Genomic DNA, 16,664 nt, shown 5'->3' with positions numbered 1-16,664 from the left:
AAGCCCATTGCGGTAAAGAAAGCTGCTGTTAGCAGCACTGCTCCAACGATGTATTTCAGGGTTCTCATGCGCGTCGCCCCGAAATGCCGACGATGCGGCCCAGCTGCTCCAGCACCTGCAGGCAGGCGTCGCAGGTGCTTTCTGCCAGCGCAGCGATCACGTAGCGCCGGCCGTCACGTTCTGTGACTGTCACCAGGTAGGTTTTCATGTGGTTGCTCCTGGGCCGGTGGTCACCGGCGTTGGGAATAAAAAAAGCCCGCGGGGTAGCGGGCGAAGGAACTGCTGAGGAGAGACGGTTATTCGGTTTCTTTCCAGTGGCCAGATACAAGGTTTTCCGGCTTGGACTTTGCGGTTACTACGGCGGAAATACTCCAGTGCGAAAGTTTGATGCGAAGTCCTGCAAAAATGCCAAAATCGTCGCCAGCCTTGATGCCCGAGCCAGCCTCGATGCCCCAGCCAGCCTCGATGTCCTCGCCAGCCTCGATGTCCCCGCCAGCCTCGATGTCCCCGCCAGCCTCGATGTCCCCGCCAGCCTTGATACCCTCGCCAGCCTTGATGTCCTCACCAGCCTCGATGCCCTCACCAGCCTCGATGCTAAAGCCAGCCTCGATGCTAAAGCCAGCCTTGATACCCTCACCAGCCTTGATACCCTCGCCAGCCTTGATGTCCCCGCCAGCCTCGATGTCCCCGCCAGCCTCGATGCCCCAGCCAGCCTCGATGCCCCAGCCAGCCTCGATGCCCTCGCCAGCCTCGATGCCCTCGCCAGCAATCAACCAGCCCCCAACGCTCAGCGAGTTCTTGATGACGATTCGCCCTGCGAACACCAGGTGCTTACCACTGTATTCGCCGTCGATTTCCAGCACGGCATCAGTGCGGCCAGCTTTCGACAAGAGCCAGCTTGCATCGCCGATGTAGCCAAGCTCAGCTGCTTTGTTCAGCACGTTCTGGTACTCACCAGTCCCATCGGGGAATGACTCAGTAAAGTGTTCGATTCCGCTGGAGCAAGCGCCCCATTCTTTCAGCATGTCCAAGGTAATTTGCATGATCGCTCCATACGTAAAAAAACCCGCGTGAGCGGGTTGCTTGTTTTTCAGACCAGGCGATCCGCCTCTGACGAATATTGGTCGTTCAGGCGGAAGCGTCTCTCTGATTGGTGATGGAACAATAGCCCGCTCACCATGCTTGGCGGCTTTGTGGTCTAGCATTCCGCCGTATCTAACTTTTTCGCCACACAACGGGCAGCAAAGTGGATTGCGCTTTCCTTCCCTTTCCGCAGCTCTAATTGCAAGCTTTTCGGCAAGAGGCAGGTCTTCAAACCGCTTTGGCTTTACTCGCTGCTTCGATTTTTTCTTGACCGTCACGGCCAAGAGCATCTCTTCCTGCTTCTTCTCAGGAGGCTTCGGTGCAGCCGGTTTGATGACTCCGGCTCTAATCAGGGCTTCGCGTAGTGCTGTCATAGCAAGTCCTTCAAGACAGATTGATATGACTATGCCATATCCAGCGGCAACGAAAAAGCCCTACTCCGCGACTAACTCGCGGCTGTGCTTACTGTGTCAACCAACCCGCAATCAACGTTTCCCGCCTGTCACCAAGAAGGAGTTACGCCAGCCGCACCAGCAATACAGTGCGTCGTGTTGGTACTCTAGTTTTACGAGTTGGTCGCTGTCAGGTCAAAACCTTCTTGCTCCCTCGCGCACCGTAAGCCGTGCGTTTTGTTGATTGTGGTAGATCGGTGCCCTGCGTGCTGGGCTGATGGAGTAAATATACACAAACGTGTTTTCTATAGTCAACACATTTGTGTTTTTGTTGTGTTTTTTTCTGCACACAAGTCCGGGAGCTGTCATTCGTGGTGTGTTGCGCAGACGCAAAAAAGCCCGCTCAGTGGCGGGCTGATGGGAATAGACAAAGCCCCGCACGGTGGCGGGGCTCAGCTGGCCGGTTGGTTTTTATCCGATGAAGGGATGCCAGCCGATCACAGTGTGGGCTTGCGTTTGATTGGCGTCAATCGAGCTGGGCACTCACGGAGGCTATCTTTCCAATCGCCCTGGTAGCCAAAGTCTGGCGCAGGGTCCATGTCGGCATACCAGAAGTGGAAGAATGGCATAGGCTTGGGAGGGGTGAACCAGTGGGCCTGACCGTCTTCATTGATCGCCCACCACTTGGCCCCTTTCGGAGCTTGTCGCCAGTCAACTTCGAACATGGGACCTCCATACGTGAAAAAACCCGCCGGAGCGGGTTATTTTATGTGGGTAGCAAGGTAGTACGTTATCCCAACAAGACCAGTGCTGACCGTGACAAACAGGCTGGTCACAAAAGTTACAAGCTTCCAAGTCTGCGCGTTGATCTCTTTATGGAGGTCAACTCTCATAGACTGCAGGTCATCTTTGGTGGCCATCGTCTTCTCAATGACGGCCAGCCGCGTCTCCACCCCCGCGATCTTGTCGCGGGTAGTTTCGGCGAGGGCTTCCAACTTCGCTACGCGGGCTTCCATGCCGTCATTATGGCCGCCACCTCCGCCACCATCAACCGGTTTGTGAGACTGGCGCTTTTCGTCAAACTTCCTTTGAGTCCGATTAACAAAATCAGACAACTCTCTATCACTCAGCGCCATTATCTTTACCCGTTAGCAAGGTATCAATGTCCTCAACAGACCCCACAATTGCCTGAAGCAACGTCAGTGTAATTTGCAAAATAGATTCAACGTCTTTTTGATTAATTGCGCGGATTTCTGGCCCGTCCAATGACTTTACAAATTCTTCCAAGTCAGGCCGGGTTCCTTTTGCAGCATCAAGCAGGCTTCTACCTATCTTGTTTAACTGTTCTTTTTCCTGCTCATTCATACATTTCCCTTAGTGCAAGAACTACCCACCTCGCCACACCATCTTGCCGATGACGATGTCAGCGCGGCCGTCCTTGAAAGATCACCTTCCCACAGATCTGCGAATCGTCAGGGATCTTGATAATTCTCTCCGGCCACGCTGGGTTGATCGCTAGCAGGAATGTGCCTTCGTGCGTGATCTGCAAGCGCTTGAAGGTGGCCTTGTGGTCCGGGCTGCGGACAATCACATCATCGCCGTGCTCGTAGTTCCCGCGCTGGTCGATAAAGATCAGCTCTCCGTCCCGGTACTCGGGACTCATGCTTTCACCGTTTACGCGCAGGATGTAAGCGTTCGGGCCATGTGATACCGGGCACGGATACCATGCCTCCGCATCACCTGGCTGGAAATTGTCGATCACATCGCAAAACTCACCCGCCTTCACCCAGCTGATCAGCGGGAGATGGCCACGCATGTCTGGGCCTGGGCTGACGTTTTCGTCAAACGCTGCTGCGCGGCCCGGAAGCAGCTTTGGCTCTTTGCCGTAGCGCAACCATTCAACCGTCACCCCAAGCGCTTCTGATAGCTCAAGGGTGTAGCGGGATTCACCATCGCGCAGCTCTATGTTTCCAACAGTAGAGCCATGCTTTCCGCCAATCGCTCTGGAAAGCTGAGTTTGGGTCATGCCCAGTTCTTCGCGCCGTTCTTTCACGCGCTCGCCGTATGTCTTCATAAACACAATCGTATCTATATCGCCGATCACATGCGTGTTAACACCATTGGACTCTTCTACACATTTGTGTATGATTGGTGTTATGGACTGGACAAACATCATTCTTACCCTCGAATCGAATGGCATGACCCGCGACCAGATCGCGGAGGAAGTCGGCTGTTCTCGTTCAATGATCAACGCGCTTGCTCTTGGCCAGCGCGGTAAGCGCCTGTCCTACGAGATTGGCGTTGGTCTTAAGTCTCTTTTTGAACGCCTCGAGAACAATCGCCATGCCGCTTAACAACCAGGCCACACCGGCCGCCAATGCAAGGAGGCAAGCCATGCGTAAGCGTGACCCTCTGGTGATGGAAGCAAAAAGCCGTTTGACGGAGGCGGAATACGAAGACCTTCAGGTTGCTGCCGACATGGAAACCGGCGGGAACATTGCTGCGTACCTTCGTAAAACGATCCGCGAAAAGCTGTACGGCCAACTGGGATCAACTGTACGCGATACCCCCAGGGCCAGCAGTCCCGCAGCGGCCTGAAACGTCCCTATTCGGATGGTGAGTTATGAGCGAAGAGCACGTCGAAACCCGCATTCTGGTTCCGTCAGAACTGGCTGCGCAGGTGGAAATAGCCCGGGCAAGGGATGGGAAGCCCTTGAATGAATACTGGGTGGAAACGATGGACCGGAAATTGAACGGTGTCATCGGGATTAGGAAGAGAGAACAGCGGGACAAGGAGGCCTGAAAAGGCCCTTTGTCGTTTCTGGAAAAACAAAACCCCGCGATTGCTGTGGAGGCGTAGCGGGGTTCTGAATAACTCGGAAGTCAGAGGCAATTATGACCACAAGTAATGGGCATTTCAAGCCCACATCATCGCTGTTTTTCTTTGTGCGGGGGGCGGTATGAGCCAAGTTACCAGACCGGCCTTACGCTATCACGGCGGTAAGTTCCGTCTTGCTCCGTGGCTCATGCAGTTTTTCCCGGCACATCGCGTCTATGTAGAGCCTTTTGGTGGCGGCGCTAGCGTCTTGCTTCGTAAGGATCGCGCCCATGCCGAGGTCTACAACGATCTGGATGGCGAAGTGGTCAACTTGTTCCGTGTCATTCGTGAGCATGGCGAGCTGCTGGTGGGCCAAGTAGCACTAACCCCATTCAGTCGCAGCGAATTCCAGCAGGCTTACGAGCCATCTGACGACCCAATCGAGCAAGCTCGCCGCACCCTAATCCGTTCTTACATGGGTTTTGGCAGCGCCGGCGCATCTGGTCAGTCAACCGGATTCCGCGCCAATAGCAACCGCACCCACAAGACCCCTGCCCATGACTGGGCGGGATTCCCAGACGCGCTGGCCAGCATCGTTGATCGCTTCCGTGGCGTGGTGATCGAGAACCGCGACGCCATGGCGTGTATGCGCCAGCACGACGCCAAGACAACGCTCCATTACGTGGATCCGCCCTACGTTCACAGCACCAGAAATTTGCGCACACGCTCGCCGGCTTACAAGCACGAAATGAGCGATGACGACCACCGTGCGCTTGCCAGAGGCCTGCATACACTGCGTGGAATGGTCGTGCTGTCTGGATACCCCTGCGACCTATATGACCAGGAGCTGTTTCCAGGCTGGGAACGCCATGAATGCAAAGCCCTTGCTGATGGCGCCAAAGAGCGTACGGAGGTCGTCTGGCTCAATCCAGCATGCAGCACCGCCATCCAAGGCACGGGGCTGTTTCAAGGACTTTCAGCATGAGCAAGAAAACCAACGTCTGGATGCCGCTGTATATCGCCGACTACCTGGCGGATACCACGCGGCTGACAACCGAGCAGCACGGGGCCTACCTGCTGCTCATCATGGATTACTGGCGCAATGGCCCGTTGCCGGATGATGACGGCTCGCTGGCCAACATCACCCGGCTATCCATGCCGCAATGGAAGAAGCACCGCCCTGTGCTGGCCCGGCTGTTCCTTGTTGAGGGTGGCGAGTGGCTGCATAAGCGTGTGGATACCGAGCTTCAAGCAGCCGCTGAGAATGCTGCCAAGCATGAAGAAAGAGCAAAGAAAGCAGCTGCTGCACGATGGTCTAAGGAAAGCAAAAGCAATGCTTCAAGCAATGCTACAAGCACACCAGAAGCACAGCTTGAGGAATGCCCTTCACCATCACCTTCACCTAAACCCACTACGGAAGGTAAACCTTCCTTCGTGGGTGAGGCGCGAAATCGCACCCGCGAGGCTGCACTCGGCACCCTGGTACCCGCCAACTTCGAGCCGGATCAGAGCCATCGTGGCATTGCCCACAACATGGGCCTGGACCTGCAAGCCGAGCGCGACAAGTTCGTGGACCACTACACCTCGACTGGTGAGGTGCTGGCCGAGTGGCCTGCCAAGTTCCGCAACTGGCTGCGCAACGCCAACAAGCACGGCGACAGCAAGTACCAGCAGCAACCGGCACGCCGCACTACCGGCAGCAGCTCCAACCTGACCGACCACAACCGCGCAGCCGCTCAGCGTGCCAAGGCCATGCTCTTCGGCGAAGGCAACCAGGAGGACATCCAGCAATGACCCAGAACGACTACGACACCTTCGTCGACATGCTGCAGGCCGTGGCCGACCTGTACGGCAAGCGCCTGACCGAGTTCTCGATCGGGATCTACTGGGGCGCCCTCAAGCAGGTCGATCTCGCCGTGTTCCGCGAAGCCATGAACCGCCACGTGACCAACCCCGACAACGGCCAGTTCATGCCGAAGCCGGCTGACCTGATCCGCATGATGGCCGGCTCTAGCCAGGACAAGGCCCTGCAGGCCTGGCACAAGGTCGACAAGGCCGTGCGCCAAGTCGGCACCTACAGCAGCGTCGTGTTCGACGATCCGCTGATCCACCGCGTACTGCACGAAATGGGCGGCTGGATTTCCCTCGGCACCAAGACCGAGGACGAATGGCCGTTCGTGGCCAAGGAGTTCGAGAACCGCTACAAGGCCTTTGCCAGCCGCCAGGAGCTACCGGAATACCTGCCGGTGCTGGTGGGCATCATCGAGGCAGAGAACCGCAAGGAAGGCCACCGCGTAGAGCCGCCGATGCTGGTGGGCGATGCCAATGTGGCCATGGCCGTGATGATGTCCGGCACCAACAAGCCGGCACTGGGCATGAAGCAGATGGCCGTGGGCGAAGCCAACCGGATCATGCAGCTGGTTCACAAGCGGGATGAGAAAACCAACCCCATGGAGCAAGCAGCATGAAACCCTGCGACAGCTGCGCCCAGCGCCACAAGCACATCTACCAGATGGGCTGCCTGGCCTGCGAGGCCCGAATGCTGGCACGGATGATCAAGCCCCAGCGGCTGGCGGCATACCACCGTGCAGCTGAACGTGGCCAGGATGTGGAAGCGCTGAAAGCCAGGGTACTTGCGGAATGGAAACTCGATCAGAAAGGGAAAGCGGCATGACCACAACAATCAACTTCAACGTGCCCGGCACGCCAGTAGGCAAAGGCCGCCCCAAGGTATCCACTCGTGGCGGACGCTTCGCCCAGATGTACACGCCGGAAAAGACCGTTAACTACGAGGGGCTGGTTGCTCTATCTGCCGCTCAGGCGATGGCCGGCCGCCCACCCATCACCGGCCCTGCTCACGTAACCCTGGTCATCACGCTGCCCATTCCCGCCAGCTGGTCCAAGAAAAAGCAGGCAGCCGCGCTTCAGGGCCTGGTGTACGCGACCAAGAAGCCGGACATCGACAACGTGGAAAAGGCGCTGTTCGACGGCATGAATGGCGTGGTGTGGAAGGACGATGTACAGGCAGTGGATGTCGTGAAGTGCAAGCGCTACGGACCAACGCCAGGGGTACTGGTGGTGGTTGAAGAAATTCAGGGCGCACTGTTCGCAGCCTGACAGAAACACAGAGCAACAAGGGGGAATGGGGATGCAGTTTTCGACGATCAGAACTACGCGGGCGCAAGCAAAGGCTATCGGAGAAAAAATCTACTTTACGGGAGAGCCGTGCATTAGGGGCCATATAAGCAGAAGACGCACAGCAAATGGCATGTGCATTATGTGTATTGAATTAAAGGCTAACGATAGAAAAAAGTACGATGCCGATCGCTACAAAAATAACGCCGAATCAAAAAAGGCTGCCGTAAAGAAATACAGAGAAGAAAACAGGGATAAAGTTTTAGAAAAAAGGCGGATATACAACCTGCGCACGGCTGAGCATAAGCGCGCGTACATGGCGGATCGACGCAAATCCTTGGCCGGAACCGAAAAATACCGAGAAGAAAAACGGGCCTATTCTGAAAAAAGAAGAAAGGCAACAATCATTGCGACTCCGGCATGGGCAAATATCGAATCAATCAAACAAATATATCAGAACTGCCCATCTGGCTTTCATGTTGATCACATCATTCCGCTGCTTGGGAAAACTGTTTGCGGCCTGCACGTTGAAAGCAACCTTCAATATCTTCCCGCAAAAGAAAATTTAATCAAAGCTTCTTCGATCAGGGAGTGATTGGATCAATATGCAATTCTCCAACATTAAATCGCTCACTGGTTGGTGCTTCCAGATCGAGGCCGTGTGCCTGGTCAAAGTCCAGAAGTTCGGTGAGCAGCAGACCTCCCCCGCGTTTGCTGATGTGACGCCGCACGATCTCAAGGCTCAGGCCGCAATGGTCATGCTCAAGATCAACCGGCTGCCGGCCGAGCAGCGCGCTGTGCTCTGGGCGCTGCATGTGCAGCGGGAAACGGAGATGGTCTACCTGACTACGCACACGCCCTGCCGATTCGGCTTCAAGACGGATCTGGACATCATTCGCAAGTGGGCGACTGGTGAAGGGCCGGGTTGTCGTGAGCTGGGGGATCGTGCACATGTCAACTACCGTACCGTGCATCGCTACGAAAAAGCTGTGATCAAAGCCGTGGAGTTGCTGATGCACAAGGCGTATGCCGCGCTGGAGAAACCGCACGCGGAGATGCTTGAGCGACTTTGCTACGCCGATGCACGATCAGAATCGGCAATTCTCGGCGCAGCAGCATAGCTAGAAACGATTTTCTTAGTAAACGGCAACCCTTGCACGTCAGCAGTAAAAATAACTTCGCACAGATAGATTGTGTGGATTTTTGACTTTTCGTTTTGTCCGGGCTAATCTAGCCGTGTCGCGTTCAATAGCGCGATACGGGCTTGGTCGCCCGGAGTTTCTGGCAGACAACTGCCGCGTAAGCGGTATTTTTTCGTCTGCAGCATGGCTACACCCTCTATGGGCGGGCTGTGCGGGAGGGCGCAAGCCCTGCCGGTTCCAGGACCCGGTCGACCAACCTGCACAGTCTGCCCACCCCGTTTGGTCGCGGGACGGCAGAAATCAACACTTCTGTTCTGGAGATTTGCCATGTCTTCCACTTCCCTTGTTTTCCAAAACACCCAATTCGACGTTATTGACCAAGACGGTCAACCCTGGCTCAAAGCTGCCGACATTGCCCGCGCACTGGGTTATGCCCGCGAAGACTCGGTCAGCCGCATCTACTACCGCAATTCTGACGAATTCACTGGTGCCATGTCTGGGGCCGTCAAATTGACGGGCCCGGGAAATCTGGGAGAAATCACCGTTCGCATCTTCTCCCTGCGCGGCGCTCACCTGCTGGCCATGTTTGCCCGCACTGCCGTGGCCAAGGCGTTCCGCAAGTGGGTACTGGACATCCTCGACTCGGTAGCGAAAACCGGAGGCTACCGCCCCGAAGCCACCCGCGAAGTCCACCTGCTCGGCCTGAGTAAAGACCATCAGGACGCAGTAAAGGCGCACCACAAGGCCATTGTGTCCGCCGCCCCAGCCGACAAGCGCGCCAAGCTATCCATCACGCTGTGGTCCAGCGTCAAGTCCAAATTCGGATGCAGCTACAAGGATGTGCCGGATAGCGATTTCATCAACGTGGTCAGCCTGATGAGCCGCGTGGCCATCGAAGGAGAATGGATGCCTGCGCAGAAGGAGTTGCCACAGAAACAGACCGGTTACCTATTAACCGAGCAAGAGGCTGCTGCGCTGTCGGGCGTGTTCTCCAAAGCAGAAAGGGCGGCAGATTTGCTGAGAAGGCTTGAGGCCCCGCTACGCATGATGAAATCGCCATTGGCCGCCGGCGCTTTTGACAGTGGGCATGAAATCTGGCCATTTCTGAGCAACACCAAAAAAGTACGTGAATACTGCCGCCAGACATACCTATCCATGGAGCGCAGAGTACTCGGATAGCGCAAGCGCTTGACAAGCAAGTGTCACAAAACTACGATATTTGCAGCAGCCCGAATCACGTCCAGTGTTCGGGCTTTTGCTTTTTCAGGCCTCGCCACCGTGCGGGGCTTTGTCGTTTCTGGAGCCATCGTCATGCACATGGAACACGCCAAGTCAGTGTTAGACGCCTGCCACCTGAAGCAGGACCAGCATGTGCTCATGGCCTCCGGACGAGCTGCCCGTGTGGCTGAGATCGGCCAGACCACGATCCGCTTCGCCTACCTTGAGCCGGGCAAGCCTGACGACTATGTTGTGCTGCCCCGCCACCGCGTACCGGAGATGGTGCGCGTCTGACTCCCCCAAGATTGCCGACCCTTGATCGGAGGTGATCTATCTGCGACCGGCGAAAGCCGGTTTTCTTATTCCTCTGCGAACTAACCCCATGGAGAGGTGCATCCCATGCCGAAGTGCGGGGCGACAACCCGCAAAGGCGGGAAGTGCCAGCGCGAGGCATTACCGGGCAAGCGCCGGTGTGCCTTGCATGGCGGTAAAAGCACAGGACCGAAGAATCAGCGCGGAAACAAGAACGCCGCTAGGCCGGGCAGCCTGTACAGCCAGTACCTCACAAAGGAAGAACAGGCCATTGCTGCCAGCTTGGAGCTGGGCAGTGTTGACGAGGAGCTGCGGCTTACTCGCATCCGACTGATGCGCGCCCTGCAGCTTGAGCAAGAGCGCGGCGATACGCTGGAGCTGGTAGAAACCGTCGAACGCTCTGGCGGTGGGCCAATGGCCGCAGGCGACGAAGAAAAGCGCCAGGTGAAGGACTACGCCACCCTGATTGACCGCCTGACCGGGCGTATCGAATCGCTGGAGCTGCGCCGGGTCCAGATCCTGGCCATCCAGGCGGACACCGATCTGAAGCGCGGCAAGAATGTCCGTGATGGTGAGATGAACCAGGTTGATGTTGAGCTGAAGCGGCTGGAAATCGACAAGCAAACCCGGGCGAAGCAGTTAAGCAGCGGTGCAGTAACCAACAACATCATGCCAGTGCCAACGGCTGACAGCGTAGACAGCTGGGAGCAAGTGGCTTCGGCACAGCAAGACAAGACCTTAGGCCGATGACAGCGTACAACATTGTGTGGAAGCCGCTGCCGGGGTCGCAGTCGCTCGCCCTCTCCTGCCCTTGCAATGAGATCCTGTTCGAAGGAACCCGTGGACCAGGAAAGACCGCCGCACAGCTGGCCCGCTTCCGGCGGCTGGTCGGGCTGGGCTATGGGTCATTCTGGCGAGGCATCATCTTTGATGTCGAGTACAAGAACCTGGCTGACATCATCACGCAAAGCAAGCGGATGTACCGGCTCTTCAATGATGGTGCGCGCTTCAAATCGTCTGCATCAGAGCTCAAGTGGGTTTGGCCAACTGGCGAAGAGCTGCTTTTCCGGTTCGCCGACGATGAAGATGACTACTGGGACTACCACGGACAGGAATTCCCTTTCATTGGTTTCAATGAGCTGACCAAGCAAAAGAGCTCGGCTTTCTACGAGGCCATGATGTCTTGCCGCCGATCGTCGTTTCGGCCGCAAGACTACCAGCGGCCAGACGGATTGCTTTTGCCATCGATTCCGCTTGAGACGTTCAGCACAACCAATCCCTTTGGGATCGGTCACGCGTGGGTTAAAAAACGCTTTATTGAACCCGTGCCGCGAGGGCGCGTACTGCGCACCACGCAAACAGTTTTCAACCCACAAACCAAACAGGAAGAAGACATCACCCTGACACGGGTTGCGATCCATGGCAGCTACAAGGAAAACCCATACCTCGACCCGGTGTACGTCGCCACCCTGATGGCGATCAAAGACACAAACAAACGCAAAGCGTGGGTGGAAGGCTCATGGGACGTCACTAGCGGCGGCAGATTCGATCACCTGTGGCGTGAAGCGGTGCATGTGGTCAAACCGTTTGCAATTCCAGCTGGCTGGCGAGTCGATCGCTCGCATGACTGGGGAGAATCTAAACCATTCGCCAACCTTTGGTGGGCAGAGTCCGATGGTGCGCCAGCGGTAATTGATGGCCGCACAGTCCGCTTTCCTCGCGGGACGCTATTCCTGATTGGCGAGTGGTATGGCTGCCCGCCAGAGGAAATGAACGTCGGCTTGAATATGCCGTCATCTGATGTCGCCAGGGTCGTGAAGTGGGTCGACGCGCGGCTGACTGGCCAAATGGTAGACATGCCGGTTGCGGCCAAGGTTGGCCAGATGAACATCCAGCCTGGCATTTGTCAGCGAGTGGCATCAGGTCCGGCTGACTCTGCCATCTTCAATACTGGAGACAACGAACTTTCGATTGCCGACAAAATGAAGAAGCAAGGCGTCGAATGGATTGAGTCAGACAAGCGCCCAGGCAGCCGAATCAATGGCGCCTCCTTGTTCTGCGACATGCTAGAAGCGGCAATTAAGGGACGGGATAGCGAATCAGGCCTTCCTGAAGAACCCGCGTTCTACGTGTTTGAGAATTGCCGTGGCTGGATCAGCCGCATCCCGGTTCTGCCGCGCGATACGCGGAACCCGGATGACGTTGACACCGCCGCCGAAGATCACGACTGGGACGCGACACGCTATCGCGTGCTTGCCAAATCGCGCACCACCACACAAACCCCGCTGCGCCTGTAGCCGTGCTACGGGTCATGATCATTCAGGAAATCGCATGCAAGTCAAAAACGACGCCGTACGCAAGCCTTCGGCAGCCGTGGCAGCCATGCAGGATGACTGGCAGCTCGTGGCTGCGCTGATGGGTGGCACCAAGGCCATGCGCCACGCTGGCCAGGGCTACTTGCCCAAGTGGCCGGCTGAAGACAAAGACAGCTACGCGGCCAGATTGGCTACGGCCACCCTCTTCCCGGCCTACCAGCGTACTGTTGAGGTACTATCTGCCAAGCCATTTTCCAAGCCAATCACGGTGGATAAGGCTGTGCCAGCCGAGCTGCAGGCACTGTTCGAAAACATCGACTTGCAAGGCCGAAATCTGGACGTGTTTGCCGCCGATGTCGCTGCCGAGGCAATGGCCTACGGCATGGCCGGGATTCTGGTGGATGTGCCAGTTGCTGAAGGGGTGCGCACCCGGGCTGACGAAAAGCAGCGCGGTATCCGCCCCTATTTTGTACAAATTCATCCGGGCAACATTCTGGGCTGGAAGGCGCAGATTGATGGTGGTGAATGGAAGCTGATCCAACTGCGCTTGCTGGAGCAGTGCCTCGAGGAAGACGGCGAATTCGGCGAAAAGCTGGTCGAGCAGGTCAAGGTCTACACGCCCGGCACGTGGCAGGCCTGGCGTAAGCGCCAGTCTGCTGATGGTGAAGAATGGTTCGTCCATCAGGAAGGCGCTACCACCTACCCTGGCATCCCGTTTGTGCCGGTGTACGGCAAGCGCACCGGGTTCATGACCAGTACGCCGCCGATGCTGGAGTTGGCGCATGCCAACATTGAGCACTGGCAGAGCAAGTCGGATCAGCAATCCATTCTGCACGTTGCAAGGGTGCCGCTGCTGTTTGGTCGCCAGCTTGGCCAGACCGCCATTGTGGTCGGTGCCGGCTCTCTGGTGAGTTCAGATGCCGCAGATTCCGATCTGCGCTACGTGGAGCACAGCGGCGCCGCTATCGAGGCCGGCCGCAAGTCGCTGCTGGACCTTGAAGACCGGATGAGGCAGATCGGTGCGGAGTTGCTGGTCATCAAACCGGGCAACGTCACCGAGGCCCAGACGCTGGCCGACAACGAGCCGGGCATGTGTGCCCTGCAGCGCATCACCCAGCATCTGGAAAACGCCATTGATCAGGCACTGGCAGTGGCTGCCGAGTGGATTGGCATTACTCATGCCGGCAACATCAGCCTGTTTTCTGATTTTGGTGCCGCCACACTGGCAGAAGCACACGCCGAATTGCTGTTCAACATGGAGGCTGGCGGGTCTCTGACGCTGGAAACCCTGCTAAATGAGCTGAAGCGACGCGGTATTCTCAGCCCCGACGTGGATGTGCCGAAGGAAATAGCGAAGGCAGCCGCCCTGCCCAAGCCCACCAAATCCGAGTTGATTACCTGACCCGCCACCCGGCGGGTTTTTTCTTGCCCAAATTCGCGGATGCGATGGGGTGCCCTGGGCTGGATAGCCCATTGAATAGGTTGGATGACCATGAAACTGAAGCTTGATGATCAAGGCCATGTTGTCGTTGTTGATGGCAAGCCGGTGTACGTGCACGACGACAGCAAAGAAGTGCCGTTCGATGCAGTTGCCACCGTCAACACCATTTCCCGGCTGAACGGTGAGGCCAAGTCCCACCGTGAACGTGCCGAGGGTGCGGAAAGCCGGCTGAAGTTGTTCGAAGGTATTGATGATGCCGACGCGGCCCGCAAGGCCCTGGGCGTCGTGGCCAATCTGGACGCTAAGAAGCTGGTTGATGCCGGCGAAGTCGACAAGATCAAGGCTGAGGTATCCAAGGCGCTGGAGGCCAAATACCAGCCCTTCGTCGAAAAGGCCACTCAGCTGGAAGCCGAACTACACAGCGAGCGTATTGGCGGTGCGTTCTCACGCTCCAAGCTGATCGCCGAGAAGTTTGCAATCCCGGCTGACCTGGTACAGGCACGTTTCGGCAATGCCTTCTCGCTGGAGGATGGCAAGATCGTTGCTAAGGACTCCGCTGGCAACAAACTGTACAGCCGCTCCTCGCCAGGCGAACTGGCCAGCTTCGACGAAGCACTGGAACTGCTGGTGGATGCCTACCCGCACAAGGATCACATCCTGAAGGGCTCCGGTGCCTCTGGTAGTGGCGCTCAGGGTGGTGGTAGCGGTGCCGGCGGCAAGCGCACCGTTACCCGCGCTCAATTCAATGCCCTGCCCCCGACCGAGCAGGCCTCGACCGCCCAAGCTGCAAGCAAAGGTGAGCTGGCCCTCGTTGACTGATTTACCGCGACCGTCACGCACTGTCGTCTGTAAAGAACCCCACTTCGGTGGGGTTTTGCATTTCTGGATCTAACCCCGGATGGGGTGCCGCGAATGGGCTGGATGGCCCGATGCACGGATTCATTCACTCATCACCATTATCTGGAGATATGCCTCATGGCAAATACCTTGACCGGGTTGATCCCGACCATCTATGAATCGCTGGATATCGTGTCCCGCGAACAAATCGGCTTTATCCCGGCCGTGGCCCGCAACTCCAGCGCCGAACGCGCTGCCGTGGGCGAATCCATCCTGATTCCGATTGCTGCGCAAGGTGCGCTGGGTGACAACACCCCGAGCGTTACCGCCCCGAACACCGGTGACAGCAACATCGGCAACGTGTCGATGACCATCAGCAAATCGAAGCACTACCCGATCCGCTGGAACGGTGAAGAACAGCGCGGCCTGAACAATGCCGGGACCTACGCTGGCATCTTGAAAAACCAGTTCACCCAGGCATTCCGCACCCTGTCGAACCAGATCGAAACCGATCTGTTCGCCACTGCCTACCAGAATGCTTCCCGCGCCTACGGTACTCCCGGCACGGCCCCCTTTGGCACTGCTGGCGATCTGTCCGATATCGCCCAGGTGCGCAAGATTCTGGATGACAACGGTGCACCGCAGACCGATCTGAACCTGGTTCTGGGCTCCTCCGCCATTGCCAACCTGCGCGGCAAGCAGAACGTGCTGTTCAAGGTGAACGAATCCGGCACTGATGAACTGCTGCGCCGCGGCATCATCGGCCAACTGGAAGGCCAGATGATCCGCAACTCCAATGCGGTGCAATCGGTCGCTAAGGGCACCGGTGCCAGCTACACCACCGACACTGCTGGCTACGCCATCGGTGCCACGGCCATCAACCTGATCACCGGCTCCGGCACCATCCTGAATGGTAATACCATCACTTTTGCCGGCGACTCGAACAAGTACATCGTCACCGGTGGCATTGCGGCTGCAGGCGCCGTGACGATTGCAGCCCCTGGTTTGCTCCAAGCAATTCCGGCTTCTGCTACCGCAGTCACGGTTGGCGCTACCGCCACGCCGAACCTGTCGTTCAGCTCCAGCGCGATCCAGCTGATCACCCGCTCTCCGCAAATGCCGATTGGCCCGGATGGTAAGGCTATGGATATGGCCGATGACGTAATCCAGGTGACCGACCCGGTGAGTGGCATCGTGTTCGATGTGGCTGTGTACCGCCAGTTCATGCAGCTCGTCTACCACGTGCGTCTGGCTTGGGGCTGCCAAGCCATCAAGTCCAACCACATCGCCCAGCTGCTGGGTTAATCGACGATACAAGGGGCTTCGGCCCCTTGCCTGGAGACCATCATGGAACTGGAAACCGTAAAGATTACCGCTGACGTGACTGCTGAAAACCTGCTCGGTTACATCGTCATCAACAAAACTGATCTGACCGAAGAACATGAACTGTTCGACGAGTCGGCCAAGAAAGCCAAGGGCAAAAAGACTGCAGCGGCGACTACTGACACCAATGGTGATTGCACGACCGACACCACTACCACCCAAGGCGGCAACGAAGGGGCCTGAAAATGGCATTGACCGATGCACAGATGGCCGACACCCGCCGCTACATGGGATATGCCTTGGCCGGCACCACTATGCCGATCACCAATGATCAGGATGTGGTCTATGTGCAGTTCGGCATGGTCACCATGTCGCTTCATCAGCGGCTGACCACCCTGAGTGCCAGTGAAGAAGCGGTGCTGATCAACACCTACCTGACCCCGCTGAACAACATGGAGCAGGACATCATCGGCATTCGTGACAATCTGGACACGGCACAGGCCTCCGTCTGGACTCACAACGCCCTTGAGCAGGCCGACCGTGACCGGCTGTTTGATTCCTGGCGCCGGCGCATGTGCCAGTTCATTGGCGCAACGCCAGGCCCTGGCCTTGGGTTGGGTGGCGGCATTCGCGTGACACGGGGGTAAG

At 57.2% G+C, this 16,664-nt stretch carries 25 protein-coding genes; 19 read left to right on the top strand and 6 right to left on the bottom strand.

Translation table 11 applies throughout. The annotated features are described in order from the left end of the window. Window positions 1–64: 64 nt before the first annotated feature. From H2Z84_RS03925 to H2Z84_RS03895, 6 genes are all read right to left on the bottom strand, one after another. On the bottom strand, window positions 65–208 hold the full coding sequence (locus tag H2Z84_RS03925) for a hypothetical protein (protein WP_181834820.1): 144 nt from the start codon (window positions 206–208) through the stop codon (window positions 65–67). An 88-nt stretch (window positions 209–296) separates the two neighbouring features. After that, on the bottom strand, window positions 297–1,457 hold the full coding sequence (locus H2Z84_RS21080) for a FapA family protein (RefSeq protein ID WP_220272686.1): 1,161 nt from the start codon (window positions 1,455–1,457) through the stop codon (window positions 297–299). A gap of 515 nt (window positions 1,458–1,972) precedes the next feature. Continuing rightward, on the bottom strand, window positions 1,973–2,200 hold the full coding sequence (locus H2Z84_RS03910) for a hypothetical protein (protein ID WP_181834819.1): 228 nt from the start codon (window positions 2,198–2,200) through the stop codon (window positions 1,973–1,975). 36 nt (window positions 2,201–2,236) lie between these two features. After that, window positions 2,237–2,611: a hypothetical protein gene (locus tag H2Z84_RS03905; protein WP_181834818.1), complete on the bottom strand. Its 375-nt coding sequence runs from the start codon at window positions 2,609–2,611 to the stop codon at window positions 2,237–2,239. Then, window positions 2,598–2,840 (bottom strand): hypothetical protein, encoded by a 243-nt coding sequence (locus H2Z84_RS03900; RefSeq protein WP_181834817.1) that lies wholly within the window; start codon window positions 2,838–2,840, stop codon window positions 2,598–2,600. The genes H2Z84_RS03905 and H2Z84_RS03900 overlap by 14 nt, the downstream gene beginning before the upstream one ends. A 58-nt stretch (window positions 2,841–2,898) precedes the next feature. Then, window positions 2,899–3,651 (bottom strand): helix-turn-helix domain-containing protein, encoded by a 753-nt coding sequence (locus H2Z84_RS03895; protein ID WP_220272685.1) that lies wholly within the window; start codon window positions 3,649–3,651, stop codon window positions 2,899–2,901. 22 nt (window positions 3,652–3,673) lie between these two features. Between H2Z84_RS03895 and H2Z84_RS03890 the strand changes: the two genes are divergently transcribed. The 19 genes from H2Z84_RS03890 (at window position 3,674) to H2Z84_RS03800 (ending at window position 16,663) form a co-directional block, all read left to right on the top strand. Beyond that, window positions 3,674–3,829 carry a hypothetical protein gene (locus H2Z84_RS03890; RefSeq protein ID WP_220272684.1) on the top strand — a complete coding sequence of 52 codons (156 nt, stop codon included), beginning with the start codon at window positions 3,674–3,676 and terminating at the stop codon, window positions 3,827–3,829. A gap of 40 nt (window positions 3,830–3,869) precedes the next feature. After that, on the top strand, window positions 3,870–4,073 hold the full coding sequence (locus H2Z84_RS03885; RefSeq protein WP_181834814.1) for a hypothetical protein: 204 nt from the start codon (window positions 3,870–3,872) through the stop codon (window positions 4,071–4,073). 25 nt (window positions 4,074–4,098) lie between these two features. Continuing rightward, window positions 4,099–4,278, top strand: a complete 180-nt coding sequence (locus H2Z84_RS03880; RefSeq protein ID WP_181834813.1) for a hypothetical protein — start codon at window positions 4,099–4,101, stop codon at window positions 4,276–4,278. A gap of 157 nt (window positions 4,279–4,435) precedes the next feature. After that, the gene (locus H2Z84_RS03875) at window positions 4,436–5,278 is read left to right on the top strand and encodes a DNA adenine methylase (RefSeq protein ID WP_181834812.1); all 843 of its coding nucleotides are present in this window, start codon (window positions 4,436–4,438) and stop codon (window positions 5,276–5,278) included. Next, window positions 5,275–6,087, top strand: a complete 813-nt coding sequence (locus H2Z84_RS03870) for a YdaU family protein (RefSeq protein WP_181834811.1) — start codon at window positions 5,275–5,277, stop codon at window positions 6,085–6,087. Before H2Z84_RS03875 ends, H2Z84_RS03870 begins: the two co-directional genes overlap by 4 nt. Beyond that, window positions 6,084–6,761: a DUF6475 domain-containing protein gene (locus tag H2Z84_RS03865; protein WP_181834810.1), complete on the top strand. Its 678-nt coding sequence runs from the start codon at window positions 6,084–6,086 to the stop codon at window positions 6,759–6,761. The genes H2Z84_RS03870 and H2Z84_RS03865 overlap by 4 nt, the downstream gene beginning before the upstream one ends. Next, entirely contained in the window at window positions 6,758–6,967 is a 210-nt protein-coding gene (locus tag H2Z84_RS03860; protein ID WP_181834809.1) for a hypothetical protein, read from the top strand. The genes H2Z84_RS03865 and H2Z84_RS03860 overlap by 4 nt, the downstream gene beginning before the upstream one ends. Then, the gene (locus H2Z84_RS03855; RefSeq protein WP_181834808.1) at window positions 6,964–7,410 is read left to right on the top strand and encodes a RusA family crossover junction endodeoxyribonuclease; all 447 of its coding nucleotides are present in this window, start codon (window positions 6,964–6,966) and stop codon (window positions 7,408–7,410) included. The genes H2Z84_RS03860 and H2Z84_RS03855 overlap by 4 nt, the downstream gene beginning before the upstream one ends. A 31-nt stretch (window positions 7,411–7,441) precedes the next feature. Beyond that, window positions 7,442–8,023, top strand: a complete 582-nt coding sequence (locus H2Z84_RS03850) for a hypothetical protein (protein WP_181834807.1) — start codon at window positions 7,442–7,444, stop codon at window positions 8,021–8,023. A 10-nt stretch (window positions 8,024–8,033) separates the two neighbouring features. Further along, a complete protein-coding gene (locus tag H2Z84_RS03845; RefSeq protein ID WP_181834806.1) occupies window positions 8,034–8,549 on the top strand; it encodes a hypothetical protein in 516 nt (171 codons plus the stop codon). A gap of 348 nt (window positions 8,550–8,897) precedes the next feature. Then, on the top strand, window positions 8,898–9,749 hold the full coding sequence (locus H2Z84_RS03840) for a BRO-N domain-containing protein (protein ID WP_181834805.1): 852 nt from the start codon (window positions 8,898–8,900) through the stop codon (window positions 9,747–9,749). 132 nt (window positions 9,750–9,881) lie between these two features. Then, window positions 9,882–10,082, top strand: a complete 201-nt coding sequence (locus H2Z84_RS03835) for a hypothetical protein (RefSeq protein ID WP_181834804.1) — start codon at window positions 9,882–9,884, stop codon at window positions 10,080–10,082. A 105-nt stretch (window positions 10,083–10,187) separates the two neighbouring features. Further along, on the top strand, window positions 10,188–10,850 hold the full coding sequence (locus H2Z84_RS03830; protein WP_309545431.1) for an HGGxSTG domain-containing protein: 663 nt from the start codon (window positions 10,188–10,190) through the stop codon (window positions 10,848–10,850). After that, window positions 10,847–12,397 carry a phage terminase large subunit gene (locus tag H2Z84_RS03825; protein WP_181834802.1) on the top strand — a complete coding sequence of 517 codons (1,551 nt, stop codon included), beginning with the start codon at window positions 10,847–10,849 and terminating at the stop codon, window positions 12,395–12,397. Before H2Z84_RS03830 ends, H2Z84_RS03825 begins: the two co-directional genes overlap by 4 nt. A 34-nt stretch (window positions 12,398–12,431) precedes the next feature. After that, window positions 12,432–13,817, top strand: coding sequence for a DUF4055 domain-containing protein (locus H2Z84_RS03820; protein WP_181834801.1), 1,386 nt, complete (start codon window positions 12,432–12,434; stop codon window positions 13,815–13,817). Window positions 13,818–13,907: 90 nt separating this feature from the next. Continuing rightward, complete coding sequence (locus tag H2Z84_RS03815) at window positions 13,908–14,675, top strand: DUF6651 domain-containing protein (RefSeq protein ID WP_181834800.1); 768 nt, start codon at window positions 13,908–13,910, stop codon at window positions 14,673–14,675. Between the two features lie 156 nt (window positions 14,676–14,831). Next, a complete protein-coding gene (locus H2Z84_RS03810; RefSeq protein ID WP_181834799.1) occupies window positions 14,832–15,998 on the top strand; it encodes a major capsid protein in 1,167 nt (388 codons plus the stop codon). A 42-nt stretch (window positions 15,999–16,040) separates the two neighbouring features. After that, complete coding sequence (locus H2Z84_RS03805; RefSeq protein ID WP_181834879.1) at window positions 16,041–16,259, top strand: hypothetical protein; 219 nt, start codon at window positions 16,041–16,043, stop codon at window positions 16,257–16,259. Window positions 16,260–16,261: 2 nt separating this feature from the next. Further along, entirely contained in the window at window positions 16,262–16,663 is a 402-nt protein-coding gene (locus H2Z84_RS03800) for a hypothetical protein (protein ID WP_181834798.1), read from the top strand. Window position 16,664: the final 1 nt, after the last annotated feature.

Source organism: Aquitalea aquatica, assembly GCF_013911085.1.
GTDB classification, from domain to species: domain Bacteria; phylum Pseudomonadota; class Gammaproteobacteria; order Burkholderiales; family Chromobacteriaceae; genus Aquitalea; species Aquitalea aquatica.
The sequence above is the reverse complement of the archived record's forward strand: the minus strand, read 5'-3'. Positions and strand labels throughout refer to the sequence as shown.

What these genes read in the sequence shown, in the direction of transcription:
- H2Z84_RS03925 (WP_181834820.1), bottom strand. Translation starts at nt 208, where the DNA reads ATGAAAACCTACCTGGTGACAGTCACAGAACGTGACGGCCGGCGCTAC.
- H2Z84_RS21080 (WP_220272686.1), bottom strand. Translation starts at nt 1,457, where the DNA reads ATGACAGCACTACGCGAAGCCCTGATTAGAGCCGGAGTCATCAAACCG.
- H2Z84_RS03910 (WP_181834819.1), bottom strand. Translation starts at nt 2,200, where the DNA reads ATGTTCGAAGTTGACTGGCGACAAGCTCCGAAAGGGGCCAAGTGGTGG.
- H2Z84_RS03905 (WP_181834818.1), bottom strand. Translation starts at nt 2,611, where the DNA reads ATGGCGCTGAGTGATAGAGAGTTGTCTGATTTTGTTAATCGGACTCAA.
- H2Z84_RS03900 (WP_181834817.1), bottom strand. Translation starts at nt 2,840, where the DNA reads ATGAATGAGCAGGAAAAAGAACAGTTAAACAAGATAGGTAGAAGCCTG.
- H2Z84_RS03895 (WP_220272685.1), bottom strand. Translation starts at nt 3,651, where the DNA reads ATGATGTTTGTCCAGTCCATAACACCAATCATACACAAATGTGTAGAA.
- H2Z84_RS03890 (WP_220272684.1), top strand. Translation starts at nt 3,674, where the DNA reads ATGACCCGCGACCAGATCGCGGAGGAAGTCGGCTGTTCTCGTTCAATG.
- H2Z84_RS03885 (WP_181834814.1), top strand. Translation starts at nt 3,870, where the DNA reads ATGCGTAAGCGTGACCCTCTGGTGATGGAAGCAAAAAGCCGTTTGACG.
- H2Z84_RS03880 (WP_181834813.1), top strand. Translation starts at nt 4,099, where the DNA reads ATGAGCGAAGAGCACGTCGAAACCCGCATTCTGGTTCCGTCAGAACTG.
- H2Z84_RS03875 (WP_181834812.1), top strand. Translation starts at nt 4,436, where the DNA reads ATGAGCCAAGTTACCAGACCGGCCTTACGCTATCACGGCGGTAAGTTC.
- H2Z84_RS03870 (WP_181834811.1), top strand. Translation starts at nt 5,275, where the DNA reads ATGAGCAAGAAAACCAACGTCTGGATGCCGCTGTATATCGCCGACTAC.
- H2Z84_RS03865 (WP_181834810.1), top strand. Translation starts at nt 6,084, where the DNA reads ATGACCCAGAACGACTACGACACCTTCGTCGACATGCTGCAGGCCGTG.
- H2Z84_RS03860 (WP_181834809.1), top strand. Translation starts at nt 6,758, where the DNA reads ATGAAACCCTGCGACAGCTGCGCCCAGCGCCACAAGCACATCTACCAG.
- H2Z84_RS03855 (WP_181834808.1), top strand. Translation starts at nt 6,964, where the DNA reads ATGACCACAACAATCAACTTCAACGTGCCCGGCACGCCAGTAGGCAAA.
- H2Z84_RS03850 (WP_181834807.1), top strand. Translation starts at nt 7,442, where the DNA reads ATGCAGTTTTCGACGATCAGAACTACGCGGGCGCAAGCAAAGGCTATC.
- H2Z84_RS03845 (WP_181834806.1), top strand. Translation starts at nt 8,034, where the DNA reads ATGCAATTCTCCAACATTAAATCGCTCACTGGTTGGTGCTTCCAGATC.
- H2Z84_RS03840 (WP_181834805.1), top strand. Translation starts at nt 8,898, where the DNA reads ATGTCTTCCACTTCCCTTGTTTTCCAAAACACCCAATTCGACGTTATT.
- H2Z84_RS03835 (WP_181834804.1), top strand. Translation starts at nt 9,882, where the DNA reads ATGCACATGGAACACGCCAAGTCAGTGTTAGACGCCTGCCACCTGAAG.
- H2Z84_RS03830 (WP_309545431.1), top strand. Translation starts at nt 10,188, where the DNA reads ATGCCGAAGTGCGGGGCGACAACCCGCAAAGGCGGGAAGTGCCAGCGC.
- H2Z84_RS03825 (WP_181834802.1), top strand. Translation starts at nt 10,847, where the DNA reads ATGACAGCGTACAACATTGTGTGGAAGCCGCTGCCGGGGTCGCAGTCG.
- H2Z84_RS03820 (WP_181834801.1), top strand. Translation starts at nt 12,432, where the DNA reads ATGCAAGTCAAAAACGACGCCGTACGCAAGCCTTCGGCAGCCGTGGCA.
- H2Z84_RS03815 (WP_181834800.1), top strand. Translation starts at nt 13,908, where the DNA reads ATGAAACTGAAGCTTGATGATCAAGGCCATGTTGTCGTTGTTGATGGC.
- H2Z84_RS03810 (WP_181834799.1), top strand. Translation starts at nt 14,832, where the DNA reads ATGGCAAATACCTTGACCGGGTTGATCCCGACCATCTATGAATCGCTG.
- H2Z84_RS03805 (WP_181834879.1), top strand. Translation starts at nt 16,041, where the DNA reads ATGGAACTGGAAACCGTAAAGATTACCGCTGACGTGACTGCTGAAAAC.
- H2Z84_RS03800 (WP_181834798.1), top strand. Translation starts at nt 16,262, where the DNA reads ATGGCATTGACCGATGCACAGATGGCCGACACCCGCCGCTACATGGGA.